Annotated in this window: 13 protein-coding genes; 9 read left to right on the top strand and 4 right to left on the bottom strand. The window is 54.8% G+C overall.

The genetic code is table 11. The features are described from left to right. Window positions 1–19: 19 nt before the first annotated feature. Complete coding sequence (locus LVJ85_RS07170; protein WP_244738317.1) at window positions 20–2,302, bottom strand: Tex family protein; 2,283 nt, start codon at window positions 2,300–2,302, stop codon at window positions 20–22. On the opposite strand from LVJ85_RS07170, the gene LVJ85_RS07165 reads away from it, so the two are divergent. Next, entirely contained in the window at window positions 2,295–2,504 is a 210-nt protein-coding gene (locus tag LVJ85_RS07165) for a hypothetical protein (RefSeq protein ID WP_244738315.1), read from the top strand. The genes LVJ85_RS07170 and LVJ85_RS07165 overlap by 8 nt on opposite strands. Window positions 2,505–2,548: 44 nt before the next feature. On the opposite strand, the gene LVJ85_RS07160 is transcribed toward LVJ85_RS07165, so the two are convergent. From LVJ85_RS07160 to recA, 3 genes are all read right to left on the bottom strand, one after another. Further along, entirely contained in the window at window positions 2,549–3,313 is a 765-nt protein-coding gene (locus LVJ85_RS07160; RefSeq protein ID WP_244738307.1) for a TIGR03915 family putative DNA repair protein, read from the bottom strand. Window positions 3,314–3,337: 24 nt separating this feature from the next. After that, window positions 3,338–4,600 carry a putative DNA modification/repair radical SAM protein gene (locus LVJ85_RS07155; protein WP_244738301.1) on the bottom strand — a complete coding sequence of 421 codons (1,263 nt, stop codon included), beginning with the start codon at window positions 4,598–4,600 and terminating at the stop codon, window positions 3,338–3,340. 142 nt (window positions 4,601–4,742) lie between these two features. Beyond that, complete coding sequence (recA, locus tag LVJ85_RS07150; RefSeq protein WP_085355456.1) at window positions 4,743–5,789, bottom strand: recombinase RecA; 1,047 nt, start codon at window positions 5,787–5,789, stop codon at window positions 4,743–4,745. A gap of 494 nt (window positions 5,790–6,283) precedes the next feature. Here recA and narH point away from each other — a divergent pair, with 494 nt between their 5' ends. The 8 genes from narH (at window position 6,284) to LVJ85_RS07110 (ending at window position 15,516) form a co-directional block, all read left to right on the top strand. Continuing rightward, complete coding sequence (gene narH / locus LVJ85_RS07145; RefSeq protein WP_244738299.1) at window positions 6,284–7,843, top strand: nitrate reductase subunit beta; 1,560 nt, start codon at window positions 6,284–6,286, stop codon at window positions 7,841–7,843. Beyond that, window positions 7,843–8,511 carry a nitrate reductase molybdenum cofactor assembly chaperone gene (narJ, locus tag LVJ85_RS07140; protein WP_244738297.1) on the top strand — a complete coding sequence of 223 codons (669 nt, stop codon included), beginning with the start codon at window positions 7,843–7,845 and terminating at the stop codon, window positions 8,509–8,511. Before narH ends, narJ begins: the two co-directional genes overlap by 1 nt. Window positions 8,512–8,513: 2 nt before the next feature. Then, on the top strand, window positions 8,514–9,197 hold the full coding sequence (gene narI / locus LVJ85_RS07135; protein WP_197697447.1) for a respiratory nitrate reductase subunit gamma: 684 nt from the start codon (window positions 8,514–8,516) through the stop codon (window positions 9,195–9,197). Window positions 9,198–9,482: 285 nt separating this feature from the next. Further along, window positions 9,483–11,381 (top strand): type IV pili methyl-accepting chemotaxis transducer N-terminal domain-containing protein, encoded by a 1,899-nt coding sequence (locus LVJ85_RS07130; RefSeq protein ID WP_244738293.1) that lies wholly within the window; start codon window positions 9,483–9,485, stop codon window positions 11,379–11,381. 2 nt (window positions 11,382–11,383) lie between these two features. Next, complete coding sequence (locus tag LVJ85_RS07125; RefSeq protein ID WP_085362533.1) at window positions 11,384–12,049, top strand: response regulator; 666 nt, start codon at window positions 11,384–11,386, stop codon at window positions 12,047–12,049. Window positions 12,050–12,121: 72 nt separating this feature from the next. Continuing rightward, window positions 12,122–12,547 (top strand): molybdopterin-binding protein, encoded by a 426-nt coding sequence (locus LVJ85_RS07120; RefSeq protein ID WP_244738291.1) that lies wholly within the window; start codon window positions 12,122–12,124, stop codon window positions 12,545–12,547. A 253-nt stretch (window positions 12,548–12,800) separates the two neighbouring features. Next, entirely contained in the window at window positions 12,801–14,057 is a 1,257-nt protein-coding gene (locus tag LVJ85_RS07115) for a nitrate/nitrite transporter (protein ID WP_085362535.1), read from the top strand. A gap of 76 nt (window positions 14,058–14,133) precedes the next feature. After that, on the top strand, window positions 14,134–15,516 hold the full coding sequence (locus LVJ85_RS07110) for a NarK family nitrate/nitrite MFS transporter (RefSeq protein WP_244738289.1): 1,383 nt from the start codon (window positions 14,134–14,136) through the stop codon (window positions 15,514–15,516). Window positions 15,517–15,727 lie beyond the last annotated feature (211 nt).

Here is a 15,727-nt window from a genome sequence, read left to right as displayed (position 1 = left end):
GGTGTTTTCAGACAGTCTTTTACCGCTTCAACTTCGCAAACGCCTCGGCCATTGCGGAATTGGCGGGGGCTTTTTCCTGCCGTTGCGGTTTTGGGCCGTTGTTTTTGCGTTTGTTTTCAGACGGCCTGCTGCTTTTTGCCGTGTTGCCCGCTTCATCATCCAAGCGCATGGTCAGCGCGATGCGTTTGCGGGCGGCATCGACTTCCAGCACTTTCACTTTCACCACATCGCCCGCTTTCACCACTTCGCGCGGGTCTTGGACGAATTTGTCGGCCAGTGCGGAGATGTGGACGAGTCCGTCTTGGTGGACGCCGATGTCGACGAATGCGCCGAAGTTGGCGACGTTGCTCACTACGCCTTCCAAAATCATGCCGACTTTTAAATCACTGATTTCGTTGATGCCTTCGGCAAAGGTGGCCGTCTGAAATTCGCCGCGCGGGTCGCGGCCGGGTTTTTCCAGTTCGGCGAGGATGTCCATGACGGTGGGCAGGCCGAATTGGTCGGTGGTGTAGCTGGTGGGCTTGATTTGTTTGATTTTTTCGCGGTTGCCGATAAGGTCGGCGGCTTTGATGTGCAGGTCGTCGAGCATTTTGGCGACGACGGGGTAGGCTTCGGGGTGGACGGCGGATGCGTCCAGCGGTTCTTTGCCGCCGTTAATGCGTAAGAAACCGGCGGCCTGCTCGTAGGTTTTTTCGCCGAGGCGCGGTACTTTGAGGAGTTTTTTACGGCTGTCGAACGCACCGTTTTCGTCGCGGTAGGCAACGATGTTTTGCGCCAGCGTGCTGTTGAGGCCGGAAATGCGCGCCAGCAGCGGGGCGGAAGCGGTGTTCACGTCCACGCCGACGGCATTCACGCAGTCTTCCACCACGGCATCCAATGATTTGGCAAGTTGGCTTTGGTTAACATCGTGCTGGTATTGGCCGACTCCGATGGATTTGGGGTCGATTTTTACCAATTCGGCCAGCGGGTCTTGCAGGCGGCGGGCGATGGAGACGGCTCCGCGCAGGGAAACGTCCAGCTCGGGAAATTCTTTGGCGGCCAGCTCGGAGGCGGAATAAACGGATGCGCCGGCTTCGCTGACCACGATTTTGTGCAGCCCCATTTCAGGCAGGCCTTTCACCAATTCGCCGGCGAGTTTGTCGGTTTCGCGGCTGGCGGTGCCGTTGCCGATGGCAATCAGTTTCACGCCGTGTTGTTTGATGAGGCGGGCAAGGGTGGCTAAGGCGTTGTTTTCTTGGTGCAGATAGGCAACGGCGGTGTCGAGCAGTTTGCCGGTGTCGTCCACTACGGCGACTTTGATGCCGGTGCGGAAGCCGGGGTCGAGGCCCATTGTGGCGAGGCGGCCGGCGGGGGCGGCGAGCAGCAGGTCTTTGAGGTTGCGGGCGAACACGGTAATCGCGTCGGTGTCGGCGGCTTCTTTCAGACGGCCTAAGGCTTCAAGCTCCAGCGAGAGGAAGATTTTGGCGCGCCATGTGAGGCGCACGGTGTCGCGCAGCCATTTGTCGGCGGGGCGGCCTTGATTGGCGATGCCGAAATGTTTGGCGATGATTTTTTCGTATTCGCTCTGCTCGGTGATCGGGGTTTCGTCGGGTTGGTATTTGAGGGCGACTTGCAGCACGCCTTCGTTGCGGCCGCGCAATACGGCCAGCGCGCGGTGGCTGGGCATGTTGCGGACGGGTTCTCGGTGGTCGAAATAGTCTTTGAATTTTTCGCCGGCATCTTCTTGTCCGGCAACCACTTGGGCATGGATTTTGGCTTCGTTCCACAGTTTTTCGCGCAAGTTGCCGAGCAATTCGGCATCTTCGGCGAACTGTTCCATCAGAATGGCGCGCGCACCGTCGAGCGCGGCTTTGGTGTCGGGCACTTGCTCGTTCAGATAAGCTTCGGCGGCGGTTTCGGGGTTTTCAGACGGCCTCTGCAATAAGCTGTCGGCCAAGGGCTGCAAACCGTTTTCGCGGGCGATTTGGGCTTTGGTGCGGCGTTTGGGTTTGTAGGGCAGATAGAGGTCTTCGAGCGTGGTTTTGTTGTCGGCCGCTTCGATGGCCGTCTGAAGTTCGGGCGTGAGTTTGCCTTGTTCGTCAATGCTTTTTAAAACGGTTTGCTTGCGCTCTTCCAATTCGCGCAGGTATTGCAGACGCTCGGCGAGATGGCGCAGTTGGGTATCGTCCAGAGCGCCGGTTACTTCTTTACGGTAGCGGGCGATAAAGGGCACGGTGGCTCCGTCGTCGAGCAAGGTAACGGCGGCTTGGATTTGGGCAGCGGTGGCGTTTAATTCTGATGCGATGGTGGAAATAATGTTCATGGTGAAGGTGTTGAAGCTGAAAAAAGGGAAAAGGATAGCGGTTTTGGGGAGGTTTGGCAAAGGAAAAGGCCGTCTGAAAACAGGGTTTTGCAGGAATGGGAACAATGTTTCAGACGGCCTCGAAGGCAAAGGCTTGCGGCGGCGGATAAAAGCTGCTGCGGATACAGCGGATTATGCTTTGATTGCTTGTGGCTGGGCTTAAAAAATCATTCATGTTGACCAATCAAATAGGGGAGGCCGTCTGAATCAGAGTGTCGGTTGTTTTTCGGTTAGGTATTTCCAGTAACGCTGCGGCATCTGCTGGCGGTGCAGGCGCGGGTTGCGACGGGAGAGGATAGTGGTGCTGTGGAAATAGCGTTGCCACAGCCGCTGGTAATCGCGTTCGCGCTCGGAATAGTGAGCTTCGATGCCGGATTGCGCTAAGTCGCTGATTGGATGGAGGCCGTCTGAATGGTTGAAGATGCCGTAGCCGCGCTGCATGTCGTAAACCGCCCATTGTTGTGCGGGATAGCGTTGGCGGAAATGGCGCACGGTTAGCGGCAGCACGTCGTATTGCGGTTCGATGCGGGCGAGGTAAAGCCCGTTTTCCATTTCTTCAAAGCGCACAAAGGCTTCCATGCGGTGCTTTTCGTGGCCGACGCTTTTCACCCATTTCGCCCATTGCATCACATCATAATGGCCGTAGTCGCTCAAAATGTCGCGGCGGCCGGATTGTGCCAACGCCAGGCGGACGATGCGTAAAAAGGTGTCGGGCATTTCGGGGGCGGCGGATAAAAAGCCGTAGAGCAGTTTGAACGTACCGCGGCGGCCAATTTGACGTTCCAAGCGTTGAAACACGCGCTGTGCTTGCTCCGGCTCGGTAACGACGGTTTCGCTTTGGTCGAATAAATCGGTGTCGTCGGCATCGCAGGTAATGTGTACGCTGTCAAGCGGGTATTTGCGTGCATAGGCTTGGAACACGGCGGTTAAAAGGCCGTCGAAACTGCCGTCGTAATGCAAGATGAAACGCATGGATGGGATTCCTGTCGGCGCGGTTCAGCCAAATAAATCGCTTTGCACGGCGTCGCTTTGGCTGAATTTGGAACGGGTGTTTTGTAAAAGCAGGCCGCGCAGTTGCGGGCTGTCGATTAAGTCGGCGTAGCGGTTGGGTTCGGGCAGGGTGATGAAATAGCGTGCGCGGTTGAGCGCCACGCCCATTTTGCGCAGCTGTGCCATGGTAATCATGCGGAAGCGGCGGGCCTGCACGATTTTGCGGGCGGACTTCACGCCAATGCCGGGCACGCGCAAGATGGTTTCGAGCGGTGCGTGTTGCAGCGGCACGGGAAACCATTCGCGGTGGCGCAGCGCCCAAGCGAGTTTGGGGTCGAAATCCAAGTCGAGAAAAGGTTGTTGGTCGTCTAAGATTTCGTGGTCGGAAAAGCCGTAAAAACGCATCAGCCAATCGGCCTGATAGAGCCGGTTTTCGCGCTGCAGCGGCACTTGCGTCGATAAAGGCGGCAGGCGTTTGTCTTCCAATACCGGCACATAGCCCGAGTAATAGACGCGCTTGAGGCCGTAATGGCGGTAAAAACCGCCGGCGGCGCGGATGATTTGGCGGTCGGTTTCGCCTGCCGCGCCGATAATGAACTGCGTGCTTTGCCCCGCCGGGGCGAACTTGGGCGTGGATTTGATGGTTTTGCGGCTGTCGGCAAAGGCGGCGATTTCGTTGCGGACAAACGCCATCGGCTGCGTCATATCGCTGTGGTTTTTTTCGGGCGCGAGCAGCTTGAGGCCGGAAACGGTGGGGATTTCCATGTTGACGCTGAGGCGGTCGGCATACAGCCCGGCTTCGTGCAGGATTTCGGCAGAGGCTTTGGGAATGGTTTTGAGGTGGATGTAGCCGTGAAAGCGGTGTTCTTCTCGCAGTTTTTTGGCAATCCGCACCAAGCGTTCCATGGTGTAATCGGCGTTTTTGAAGATGCCGGAACTTAAAAACAGCCCTTCGATATAGTTGCGGCGGTAAAAGCTCATGGTCAAATCCACCACTTCATCGACCGTAAACGCCGCGCGCGGGATGTCGTTGCTGCGGCGGGAGGCGCAATAGGCGCAGTCGTAGATGCAATGGTTGGTCAGCAGGATTTTCAGCAGCGATACGCAGCGGCCGTCTTCGGTGAAGCTGTGGCAGATGCCCGCACGCGAAGCGTTGCCCAAGCCTTGCCCGTCGTTGCTGCGCGAACCGCCGCTCGACGAGCAGGAAACGTCGTATTTGGCCGCGTCGGCTAAAATTTCGAGCTTGCGGCTGATTTTTTGGTAGTCCATAGCTTAGCTTTGATTAAAGAAAATCATGTTTTTTTATTATAATTGTGAGATTTTATTTAGTCAGCTAAATTTTTTCTTAGTTTGAGGCTTAAGAGAAGGCCGTCTGAAAATTCAGACGGCCTGAATGGATTTGCTTTGCCGATTATTCTTCAGGCTGTTCGCCGTCGGTATCGTCCAGCGTGCCTTCGGTGATTTGAACATTCACACCGACTTTGGCACGGATTTTGGCGTCGATTTCGTTGGCGACTTCGGGATTTTCTTTCAGCCATACGCGCACGTTGTCTTTGCCTTGGCCGATTTTGGCACCGTTGTAGCTGTACCATGCGCCTGATTTTTCAACGATATCGTATTTTACGCCCAAATCGACCAGTTCGCCTTCCCAGCTGATGCCTTCGCCGTAAAGGATGTCGAATTCGGCTTGGCGGAAGGGCGGGGCGACTTTGTTTTTGATGACTTTGACTTTGGTTTCGTTACCCAAAACGTCGTCGCCTTTTTTGATGGAACCGGTGCGGCGGATGTCGAGGCGCACGGATGCGTAGAATTTCAGCGCGTTACCGCCGGTGGTGGTTTCGGGACTGCCGAACATCACGCCGATTTTCATGCGGATTTGGTTGATGAATACGACTAAGGTATTGGTTTTTTTGATGTGGCCGGTGAGTTTGCGCAAGGCTTGGCTCATCAGGCGGGCTTGCAGGCCGACGTGGCTGTCGCCCATTTCGCCTTCGATTTCGGCTTTGGGCACGAGCGCGGCGACAGAATCGACCACGACCATATCCACGCCGCCGGAGCGTACCAGCATGTCGCAGATTTCAAGCGCCTGCTCGCCGGTGTCGGGTTGGGAAACCAGCAGCTCTTCCACTTTTACGCCGAGTTTGCGGGCGTAGATGGGGTCGAATGCGTTTTCGGCATCGATAAAGGCGCAGGTCCCGCCGTTTTTCTGGCATTGGGCGATGGCTTCCAAACACAGGGTGGTTTTACCGGATGATTCGGGGCCGAAGATTTCGACGATACGGCCGCGCGGCAAACCGCCCACGCCGAGCGCCAAGTCCAAACCGAGCGAGCCGGTGGAGATGACTTCTAAATTTTCGTCTTTATGGCTGCCGTCCATCTTCATGATGGAGCCTTTGCCGAAGTTTTTTTCGATTTGCGCGAGCGCGGCGGCTAATGCTTTGCTTTTTTCGTCTGACATGATGTTTCCGTGTGGAATGATGGTAAGGATTTCGGCGCAGATTATCGCATAAATCGCTGCTTTCCGAAAAAGTTTTCATCAGGCTTTCAGACGGCCTGATGGGTATATGGCCTGCCGTAGCGGTTGAGGCCGTCTGAATATTTTTGCGGCGTATTTCAGGCAGGCGGGTGAATACTCAAGTTCAATCGTATGCCGAAACGATTGGTTTTATTCAGACGGCACGGGTGCTGCCCGTGCATTCAAATAGGTATTCCAACTGCCCGCCATACTCCCAAATAACTACCTCCGTTCCCCTTTTCAGCTAGCCGGCCTACATTCCTTTGCTGCCTGCGCCTGCTCTTTAGACGCATGTTTTTCTTGCACGCCATCTACTAAGCTTCTATCTGTGAAAAAGTTTTAATACAGCGATAGCAACCACTTGACGAAGCCGTTTTTCAGACGGCCTGCCACTACCGGAGAGGCCGTTTGAAAACCAAACCAAAAGGAACACTACCATGAAAATCAGAGCACAAGTCGGCATGGTTCTGAACTTAGACAAATGTATCGGCTGCCACACCTGCTCCGTTACCTGTAAAAACGTCTGGACTTCGCGCGACGGCGTGGAATATGCGTGGTTCAACAATGTGGAAACCAAGCCCGGCATCGGTTTTCCGAAAAACTGGGAAGACCAAAACAAATGGAACGGCGGCTGGGTGCGCAGGCCCGACGGCAAGCTGGTGCCGAAGCAGGGCGGTAAGTTGAAGATTTTGGCGAATATTTTTGCCAATCCGAATATGCCGAAAATCGACGACTACTACGAGCCGTTCACCTACGATTACGAGCATCTGCAAAACGCGCCGAAAATGAAAACGCCACCGACCGCGCGTCCGGTTTCCGTACTCACCGGTAAAAAAATGGACAAAGTGGAATGGGGCCCGAACTGGGAAGACGATTTGGCGGGCGAGTTTGAAAAACGGGCGAAAGACGTGCTGTTTGAAGGCATTCAGAAAGACATGCACGCCGCGTTTGAGCAAACCTTCATGATGTATCTGCCGCGCCTGTGCGAGCATTGTTTGAACCCGACCTGCGTGGCTTCCTGCCCGTCCGGCAGCATTTATAAGCGCGAAGACGACGGCATCGTGTTGATCGACCAAGACAAATGCCGCGGCTGGCGCATGTGCGTATCGGGCTGCCCCTACAAAAAAATCTACTACAACTGGACTTCAGGCAAGGCCGAAAAATGTACGTTCTGCTATCCGCGTATCGAAGGCGGCCAGCCAACCGTGTGTTCCGAAACCTGCGTGGGCCGCATCCGTTATTTGGGCGTGCTGCTGTACGACGCGGACAAAATCGAACAAGCCGCTTCGGTGGAAAACCCGCAGGATTTGTACGAGCAACAACTGGGCGTGTTCCTCAACCCGCACGACCCCGAAGTGCAGCGCGAGGCCTTGAAACAAGGCATCAGCCAAGGCTGGATTGATGCGGCGAAACAATCGCCAGTGTACAAAATGGCGATGGAATGGAAAGTAGCCTTCCCGCTGCACCCCGAATACCGCACTTTGCCGATGGTTTGGTATATCCCGCCGCTCTCGCCGATTCAGTCTGCTATCGAAAATGGTTTGGTGGGCGAAAACGGCATCATCCCGAGCGTGGACGAAATGCGTATCCCGCTGAAATATCTGGCCAACCTGCTTACCGCGGGCAAAGTCGAGCCGATCAAATTCGCGCTGGAACGCATGATTGCCATGCGCCGCTTCAAACGCGGGCAGGTGGTTCACGGCGAAACGCTGGCGCAAACGCTGGAAGGCACCGGCCTCACGCCCGAGATGGTGGAAGACATGTATCAAATCATGGCGATCGCCAATTATGAAGACCGCTTTGTGATTCCGACTTCGCACAAAGAAATGGTGGAAAACAGCTTCGGCGACAAAGCCGGCTGCGGCTTTACCTTCGGCAACGGCTGCTCCGGCGGCGGCAGCGAAGAGAGCTTGTTCGGCAAACGCAAAGGCGCGCCGATTATCTTCCACGGCCTGCGCAAAGATGCCGAGAAAAACCGTGAAGAAGGAGTACGCTGATGGGAGCGAATCCTGTTTACAAATGGTTTTCCGCGCTGCTGTGCTACCCCGAAGCCGAGCTGATCGAAGCCCTGTCTGAATTTCAGACGGCCTTACAAGAATGGCCCGAGCTGCAAACGCAAGCAGGCCGTCTGAACAGCTTTTTAGACTACCTGAACAGCCACAGCCTGCGCGAATTGCAGGAAAACTACGTTGCCACTTTCGACCGCAACCGCAACCACGCGCTCTACATTTTCGAGCATGTGTACGGCGAAGACCGCGACCGCGGCAGCGCCATGGTGGACTTGCTGCAAGAATACCGTAACCACGGTTTCGAGCTGGGCAACGACGAGCTGCCCGATTACCTGCCCGTATTGCTGGAATACCTGAGCCAAGTGCCGCCCGAACACGCGCAAAAACTGTTGGGCGATGCCGTGCATGTGATCGCCCACATCGGCGGCAAACTCGAGAAAAACGGTTCGCCCTATGCCGTGCTGCTGCAAGGCATCACAGCCCTCAGCCCGGTAGCGCCGCAGCCCCTCATCGAGCCGCCCGTGCGCGATATGGACGAAGCGATGGAAACGTTCGGCCCCGATATTTCCGGCACCGAGCCGCTGCTGAAACCGAGCGTCGAAACCGTACAGTTTTATCCTAAAGCCGCTTTTCAGACGGCCCAAACAGGAGCATAAACATGAATACCCTGCACCAATTCTTCTTCGGCATCTTTCCCTACATTGCCCTCGCGATTTTCTTCTTCGGCAGCCTCGTGCGCTTCGACCGCGAGCAATATTCGTGGAAAAGCGAATCCAGCCAAATCCTTTACGAAGGCCAATTGCGCTTGGGTAACATTCTGTTTCACGTCGGCATCTTGGCCGTGTTTTTCGGGCATCTGTTCGGCCTGCTCACGCCTTTATGGTTTTGGGACGCGCTGGGCGTTTCCCACAGTGCCAAGCAGATTTTCGCGATGGTAATGGGCGGCATCTTCGGCGTGATGGCGATGATCGGTTTGATTATCCTGCTGCAACGCCGTCTGAAATGCGACCGCTTGGCCGCCAACACCACATGGCGCGACAAACTGGTATTGATTTGGCTCATCATCACCTTAGGCTTGGGCTTGCTGACCATCTTCGTGAGCATGGGCCATACCGACGGCCACGAAATGGTGAAACTGATGACTTGGGCGCAGCACATCGTTACCTTCCGCGGTGAAGCCGCCAGCCATATCGAAGACGTGAACTTCCTGTTCAAACTGCATATGGTAATGGGCATGGGTTTGTTTGTGATTTTCCCGTTCACCCGCTTGGTGCATGTGTGGAGCGGCTTCGCCAGCGTCGCCTATCTCGGCCGCGCATGGCAGCTGGTTCGCCGCCGTTAAGCACGGGAAATCGATATCTTCGATAAATCCAATATCTTTGACATAAAACAAAAGCATGAAGGCCGTCTGGAACTTTTCAGACGGCCTTCATGACTTATGATTTGAGCTTTGCTATATGGATAGCAGATAAAGCATGGGGTGAGGCAGGGCAGGTTTGCTGTTTATAGTTCTAAGTAACTAGACCGAAAAGGCGGTTGGCCTATTTCCGATGTAGATAAAATGCCGCATAGTTACGCATGGCGGGAAGGCGGTTTGTCTTGCCGAAAACAATGATGGAGCACGGCGTTGCGTTTCACTTTTCTCAACAGCTTGTCGGCACGCTTGAAATTTCTCACTGTGGTGTGGGTGTCGGCGGCGTTGGCATCGATTATTTTTACCTTGCTGCTGTCGTGGCGGCTGGAAGGCAGCGCGGCGGCGATTAACGATGCCGGCAGTTTGCGTATGCAGGCATACCGCTTGGGCTTGATGTTGCGCGAACAGCACAATGTTGAGCACATCGACCGGAAAATCGCCCAATTCGATACGACTTTGCAGCAGTTGGAACGCGGCGACCCCGTGCGGCCGCTGTCGTTGCCCGATACGCCCGAAGTGGGGTGGCACATGGAAAACTTGAAAACCGAATGGCAGCACATCAAGCTGCAGTTGCAAAGTGCCGCACACAACCGCACGGGCGTGGAAGAAAAATATTTAAACCAGTTTGTAGCGTCGATTGACGATTTGGTTTCCGCCGTGGAAATCGTCAATTCCCGCCACACTTATTGGCTGCGCCTGTTTCAAAGCGGGCTGATGGCGATGGTGCTGATCGGCGCTGGCGTGATGGTGGTGCTGCTGTATTTGTGGATTATCCGCCCGATGGAAGAGCTGCAAAACGGCGTGGAAAGGATTCACGACGGCAAGCTGGGTACGCAGGTGCCGATTAACGAGCTGGCCGAGTTTGCCCAGCTTGATAAAGGCTTCAACCAGATGAGTAAGCGCTTGCAGCAGCTTTATGCCAATCTGGAACACGAAGTCGCTGAAAAAACCCGTGATTTGGCCGATAAAAACTATACGCTGCAAACCCTGTATTCGTTTTCGCGTTTTCTGAACCAAACGCAAACCGCAGCCGAAGCCGGCACGATGTTTTTAGAAAAAATCATGCGCCTGATTCCCGCCCGCGCCGGCAGCATCCGCCTGCTCGATTTCAGACGGCATCGTATGGATTTGGTGGCGCATCAAGGCTTGCCCGACACTTTGCAAAACGCCGAAGCCTGCCAGCGTTTGGAAGACTGCTTTTGCGGCAAAACCGTGCAGCAGAGCGGCTGGCAGCCGATTCATTTCGACGGGTGCACGGAAACGTCGGTGGCTATGCACACTACGGGCTGCGAAAAATCGGGTTTCCATTACCTTCAGGTGTTCAAAATCCGCCACAGCCACAAAGACTTGGGCATCATGACTTTGTATTTCGACGAAGAATATGCCTTTAACACCAACACCACCCATCTGCTCGATTCTTTGTGCAACCTGTTGGGGCTGGTGCTGACCAATATCCGCTTGGCCGACGAAAGCAGGCAGCTGGCGGTGTTGCAGGAGCGCAATCTGATGGCGCAAGGGTTGCACGACAGCATCGCCCAAACGCTGACTTTTCTGAATTTGCAGGTGCAGATGTTGGAAAGCGCGATGGCGGCGGGCAACCAAAACCAGATGTCGGAAAACCTGCAATTCATCAAAGACGGCGTGCAGGAATGCTATGAAGACGTGCGCGAACTGCTGCTGAATTTCCGCACCAAAATCAGCAAAAAAGAATTTGCCGAAGCCGTGCAAACGCTGGCGGCGCGTTTCCGCCAGCAAACCCAAACCGACATCGAAGTGGTGTGGCACGGCGACGGCCCCAATTTGAGCAGCGAACAGCAGTTGCAGTTTATTTTTATTTTGCAGGAAAGCCTTTCCAATATCCGCAAACACGCCCAAGCCAAATCGGTAAAGGTAACGCTGGATAACGAGCGCGATTTCGTGATGACGATTACCGACGACGGCAACGGCTTCGACCCCGCTTCATTGGAAAACCTGTCGGGCGGCCATGTAGGCCTGAACATTATGCGCGAACGGGCATTGCGTATTCATGCGTGTTTGGATTTGGATTCACAACCCGGGCAATATACGCAGGTGCGTTTGACACTGCCGCAAGAAGAAAGAATTTTGATTTGATTATGGATACAAACGAAAAAATCAGCATCATTTTGGTGGACGACCATACTTTGTTCCGCAGCGGCATCAAGGCTTTGCTGGCGCGGCAGGAAGATTGCGAAGTGATCGGCGAAGCGGCCGACGGCTTGAGCGGCGTGAAACTGGCGGAGCAGCTTAATCCCGACGTGGTGCTTTTGGATTTGGACATGCCGGTGATGAACGGCCGCGAAGCCTTAGCACAGATACTCAGCAGCCGCCCCGACCAAACGGTGGTGATGCTGACCGTCTCCGAAGACAGCGAAGATTTAACCGAATGTATGCGCTTGGGCGCGCGCGGTTTTCTGCTGAAAAACATCAACGCCGAGTTTTTGGTGGATGCCATCAAGAAGGCCGCCGCCGGCGACAACGTGTTTTCGCCCGAAATGACCGCGCGGCTGGTGCAGTCGCTGATACGCCCTGCCGCGCCCGCCGCAGCAGGGGCTTTGGATACGCTCACGCCGCGCGAGATGGAAATTCTCGGCCACCTCGCCGCCGGACACAGCAACAAAATCATTGCTCGCAAGCTGGATTTGGCCGAATCCACCATCAAAGTGCATGTGCAGAGCATTTTGCGCAAGCTGGAGCTGACCAGCCGCGTGCAGGCGGCGGTGTATGCGGTGCAGCATAATGTGCCGCAACCTAACGATTAAAAACAATCAAATCGTGCCTTGAGGCCGTCTGAAAAAACGGTCGGGCTGTTAGCGAACGATAAAGGAAATGTGATGAAAAGCAGTGCGCGCAACCAATTGGTAGGCAAAGTAACCGCGCTCGAAGAAGAGGGCGGCAGCTGTTTGGTTACCGTGGCAACGGATTCGGGTATCGAAATACAGGCGCAGATCAGCAGCTTCAGCCGCCGCCGTCTGAAACTGGCAACGGGCAGCATGGTCGTGGTGATGGTGAAGGCGGCTTCGATTGTGATTGCCACCGATTTGGCGCCGATGGTGCTGTCGGCGGAAAACTGCTTGCCCGGCAAGGTCAAGCGGGTGGAGCAGGGCGCGGTGAACAATGTGGTTACGCTGGATATCGGCGGCCATCATCTGTGCGCCACGATTACGCTGTACAGCAGCGAAACTTTGGCGCTGGAGCCGGGCAAACCCGCAGTTGCCGTATTCAATGCCAATCAAGTGATGCTGGGCGTTTTGGTTTAAGCTGCCGTAAGCGTTTACCGTATTCGGGCACATCGGGCCGTCTGAAAAATATTTTTCAGACGGCCCGATGTGTTTGCGGCAAAAGAGATACGACTAAATAACTACCCGGATGCCCATTCGGTGGATACGGGGCTATGCCAATGCCTTGTGTCTTCGATGCTTCAAGTGAATGCGCCGCAGATTCCAAGAGAGTAACGTAACACTAAGCAGAAATTTCATTTTGTTATCAACTAAGAAAGGGAGGGGCGGCAAGATGGCCTCGGAAACTTACAAACGCTATTCGGTGTTGGTGTCGAGCACGCTTTCGTTTACGGTGTGCTTTATGGTGTGGATGATGCTGGCGGTGGTCGGCATCAAGGTGCAGGAAGAAATGGGCTTCAACCAAACCCAATACGGCATCTTGATTGCGCTGCCGGTGTTGTCCGGCTCGCTGATTCGGGTGCCGCTGGGCATTCTTACCGATAAATACGGCGGACGTGTCGTGCTGTTTGCACTGATGGCGATTTCGGTGCCGGCGATTTTCCTGATGAGCTATGCCAACCAATACTGGCATTTCCTGATTATCGGCCTGTTGATGGGCTTGGCGGGCGGCTCTTTCTCGGTGGGTACGCCTTATGTGGCGCGCTGGTTCCCCAAGCATCAGCAAGGTATGGCGATGGGCGTGTTCGGCGCGGGTAACGCCGGTTCTGCCGTCAACAAATTTTTGGCCGCTTGGCTGATCACCACTTACGGCACTTGGCAGATTGTGCCGACCGTGTATTCGGCGATTATGCTGGCAATGGCGGTGATTTTTTGGTTTACCAGCTACCACGATCCGAAACATTTGGTGTCGTCTAGCGTGACGTTGCGCGAACAGCTGGCTTTGCTGAAAGACCCCGGCGTGCTGCGTTACAGCCAATATTATTCGGTGGTGTTCGGCGGCTATGTGGCGCTGGCCTTGTGGATGACCAAATATTATGTGGGCGAATACGGCATGGAGCTGAAAACGGCGGCGTTTTTAGCGGCCTGTTTCTCGTTGCCCGGCGGCGTGCTGCGTGCGTTTGGCGGCTATCTTTCCGACAAATTCGGTGCTTACAAAGTAACGTGGGCGGTGATGTGGGTGTGCTGGGTGTGCTTCTTCCTGCTCTCTTATCCGCAAACCGACTTGGTTATCCAAACCAAAAACGGCCCCTTGAGCATGCACATCGGCTTGGGCGTAACCCTGTTTACCGTGCTGATGTTTACCGTGGGCGTGGCAACGGCTGTGGGTAAAGCCTCGGTGTTTAAATTCGTGGCCGACGACTATCCCGACAATATCGGCGCGGTATCGGGCATCGTGGGCTTGGCAGGCGGTATGGGCGGATTTTTGCTGCCGATTATGTTCGGCGCGCTGGAAGACTGGACGGGCATCCGTTCGACATCGTTCATGCTGCTTTACGGCACGGTGTGCGTTTCGCTGATTTGGATGCACTTCTCGTTTAAAGCCAAGCGCGACCAAGAACTGAAAGCCTTGAATCAGAAGCAGTCGTAATCCTTACATCAGACCGTCTGAAAACGCAGCGGTTTTTCAGACGGCCTCAACAGGTTTCTTTTTACGGAGTATCGTTATGTCGCATTTGATCGAACACTGGCAGCCGGAAGACAAAACATTCTGGCAGCAAACCGGTAAAAAAATCGCCACCCGCAATCTGTGGATTTCCATTCCCGCTCTTCTGCTGGCCTTTGCCATTTGGCAGGTGTGGAGCGTGGCGGTAGTCAACCTGCCCAATATCGGCTTTAAATACAGCGAAAACCAGCTTTTCTGGCTGGCGGCGCTGCCTGCGCTTTCCGGCGCGACTTTGCGTATTTTTTACTCGTTTATGGTGCCGGTATTCGGCGGACGCAAATGGACGGCTTTATCGACAGCCAGCCTGCTGCTGCCCGCCATCGGTTTGGGCTTCGCCGTGCAAAACCCCGATACCGACTACATCACCATGATGGTGTTGGCCTTGCTGTGCGGCTTCGGCGGCGGCAATTTCTCGTCGAGCATGGCCAATATCAGCTTTTTCTATCCCAAAGCGGAAAAAGGCACGGCTCTGGGCTTGAACGCGGGCTTGGGTAATTTGGGCGTTTCCACCGTTCAATTTGTCGTGCCGCTGGTGATTACCGCCGGCATTTTCGGTGCGTTCGGCGGCGAACCGCAAACTTGGGTCAAAGGCGACGTTACCAAGCAAATGTGGCTGCAAAATGCGGGCTTTATTTGGGTGCCGTTTATCATTCTTTCCACTTTGGCGGCATGGTTCGGCATGAACGATTTGGCCAGCGCAAAAGCCAGCTTTAAAGACCAAGCCATTATTTTCAGCCGCAAGCACAACTGGATTATGTGCATTCTCTATTTGGGCACGTTCGGCTCATTTATCGGCTTCGCGGCAGGTTTCCCGCTGCTGATTAAAAGCCAGTTTACCGGCATCGATCCGGTGAAATACGCCTTCTTGGGGCCGTTGGTGGGTGCGCTGGCACGTCCGTTCGGCGGTTGGATTTCCGATAAAATCAAGAGCGGCGCGGCGGTTACCCAAATCGTATTCGCAGGCATGATTATCGCGGTGTTCGGTGTGATCGCTTTCCTGCCGAGCAACGGGCAGGGCGGCAATTTCTGGGGTTTCTTCGCCTGCTTCTTGGCCTTGTTTGCGCTGACGGGCATCGGCAACGGTTCAACCTTTATGCAGGTGCCGGTGATTTTCCTCAATATGCACCAAAAGTTTGCCGACGAAGGCAAGGTCAGCGAAGAGCAGGCGCGTTTGGACGCTACCAAAGAAGGTGCGGCGGTGATCGGTTTTACGGCGGCATTTGCGGCTTACGGCGGTTTCTTCATCCCGAAAAGCTATGGCACGTCTATCGACCTCACCGGCGGCGTGAACGCGGCTTTGATCGGCTTCATCATTTTCTATGCCATTTGTTTGGTGTTGAACTGGTGGTATTACGCCCGTAAAGGCGCGGAAGCCAAGTGCTGATCAATGAAGCATATGAGGCCGTCTGAAAAAGTTCAGACGGCCTTTTTCAGACGGCCTTAATGTCTTGTGCAAACCTTTCACGGCAGCGGGCAACTAATCCCTCGGATAGTGCGGAAATACTCCCAAAGTAGCATACGGGCTATGCCTTTGCGGTTTGGGTTCATGCTTTAGGGGCATTCTGTATGCGCTATCACGGCCTTATGATGTCATT

Origin of the sequence: Neisseria sp. Dent CA1/247 (genome assembly GCF_022870825.1) — a bacterium.
In the GTDB taxonomy this organism is placed as follows: domain Bacteria; phylum Pseudomonadota; class Gammaproteobacteria; order Burkholderiales; family Neisseriaceae; genus Neisseria; species Neisseria zoodegmatis.
The sequence above is the reverse complement of the archived record's forward strand: the minus strand, read 5'-3'. Positions and strand labels throughout refer to the sequence as shown.

What these genes read in the sequence shown, in the direction of transcription:
- LVJ85_RS07170 (WP_244738317.1), bottom strand. Translation starts at nt 2,302, where the DNA reads ATGAACATTATTTCCACCATCGCATCAGAATTAAACGCCACCGCTGCC.
- LVJ85_RS07125 (WP_085362533.1), top strand. Translation starts at nt 11,384, where the DNA reads ATGGATACAAACGAAAAAATCAGCATCATTTTGGTGGACGACCATACT.
- LVJ85_RS07110 (WP_244738289.1), top strand. Translation starts at nt 14,134, where the DNA reads ATGTCGCATTTGATCGAACACTGGCAGCCGGAAGACAAAACATTCTGG.
- narJ (WP_244738297.1), top strand. Translation starts at nt 7,843, where the DNA reads ATGGGAGCGAATCCTGTTTACAAATGGTTTTCCGCGCTGCTGTGCTAC.
- LVJ85_RS07115 (WP_085362535.1), top strand. Translation starts at nt 12,801, where the DNA reads ATGGCCTCGGAAACTTACAAACGCTATTCGGTGTTGGTGTCGAGCACG.
- recA (WP_085355456.1), bottom strand. Translation starts at nt 5,789, where the DNA reads ATGTCAGACGAAAAAAGCAAAGCATTAGCCGCCGCGCTCGCGCAAATC.
- LVJ85_RS07165 (WP_244738315.1), top strand. Translation starts at nt 2,295, where the DNA reads ATGTTCATGGTGAAGGTGTTGAAGCTGAAAAAAGGGAAAAGGATAGCG.
- LVJ85_RS07120 (WP_244738291.1), top strand. Translation starts at nt 12,122, where the DNA reads ATGAAAAGCAGTGCGCGCAACCAATTGGTAGGCAAAGTAACCGCGCTC.
- LVJ85_RS07155 (WP_244738301.1), bottom strand. Translation starts at nt 4,600, where the DNA reads ATGGACTACCAAAAAATCAGCCGCAAGCTCGAAATTTTAGCCGACGCG.
- LVJ85_RS07160 (WP_244738307.1), bottom strand. Translation starts at nt 3,313, where the DNA reads ATGCGTTTCATCTTGCATTACGACGGCAGTTTCGACGGCCTTTTAACC.
- narI (WP_197697447.1), top strand. Translation starts at nt 8,514, where the DNA reads ATGAATACCCTGCACCAATTCTTCTTCGGCATCTTTCCCTACATTGCC.
- narH (WP_244738299.1), top strand. Translation starts at nt 6,284, where the DNA reads ATGAAAATCAGAGCACAAGTCGGCATGGTTCTGAACTTAGACAAATGT.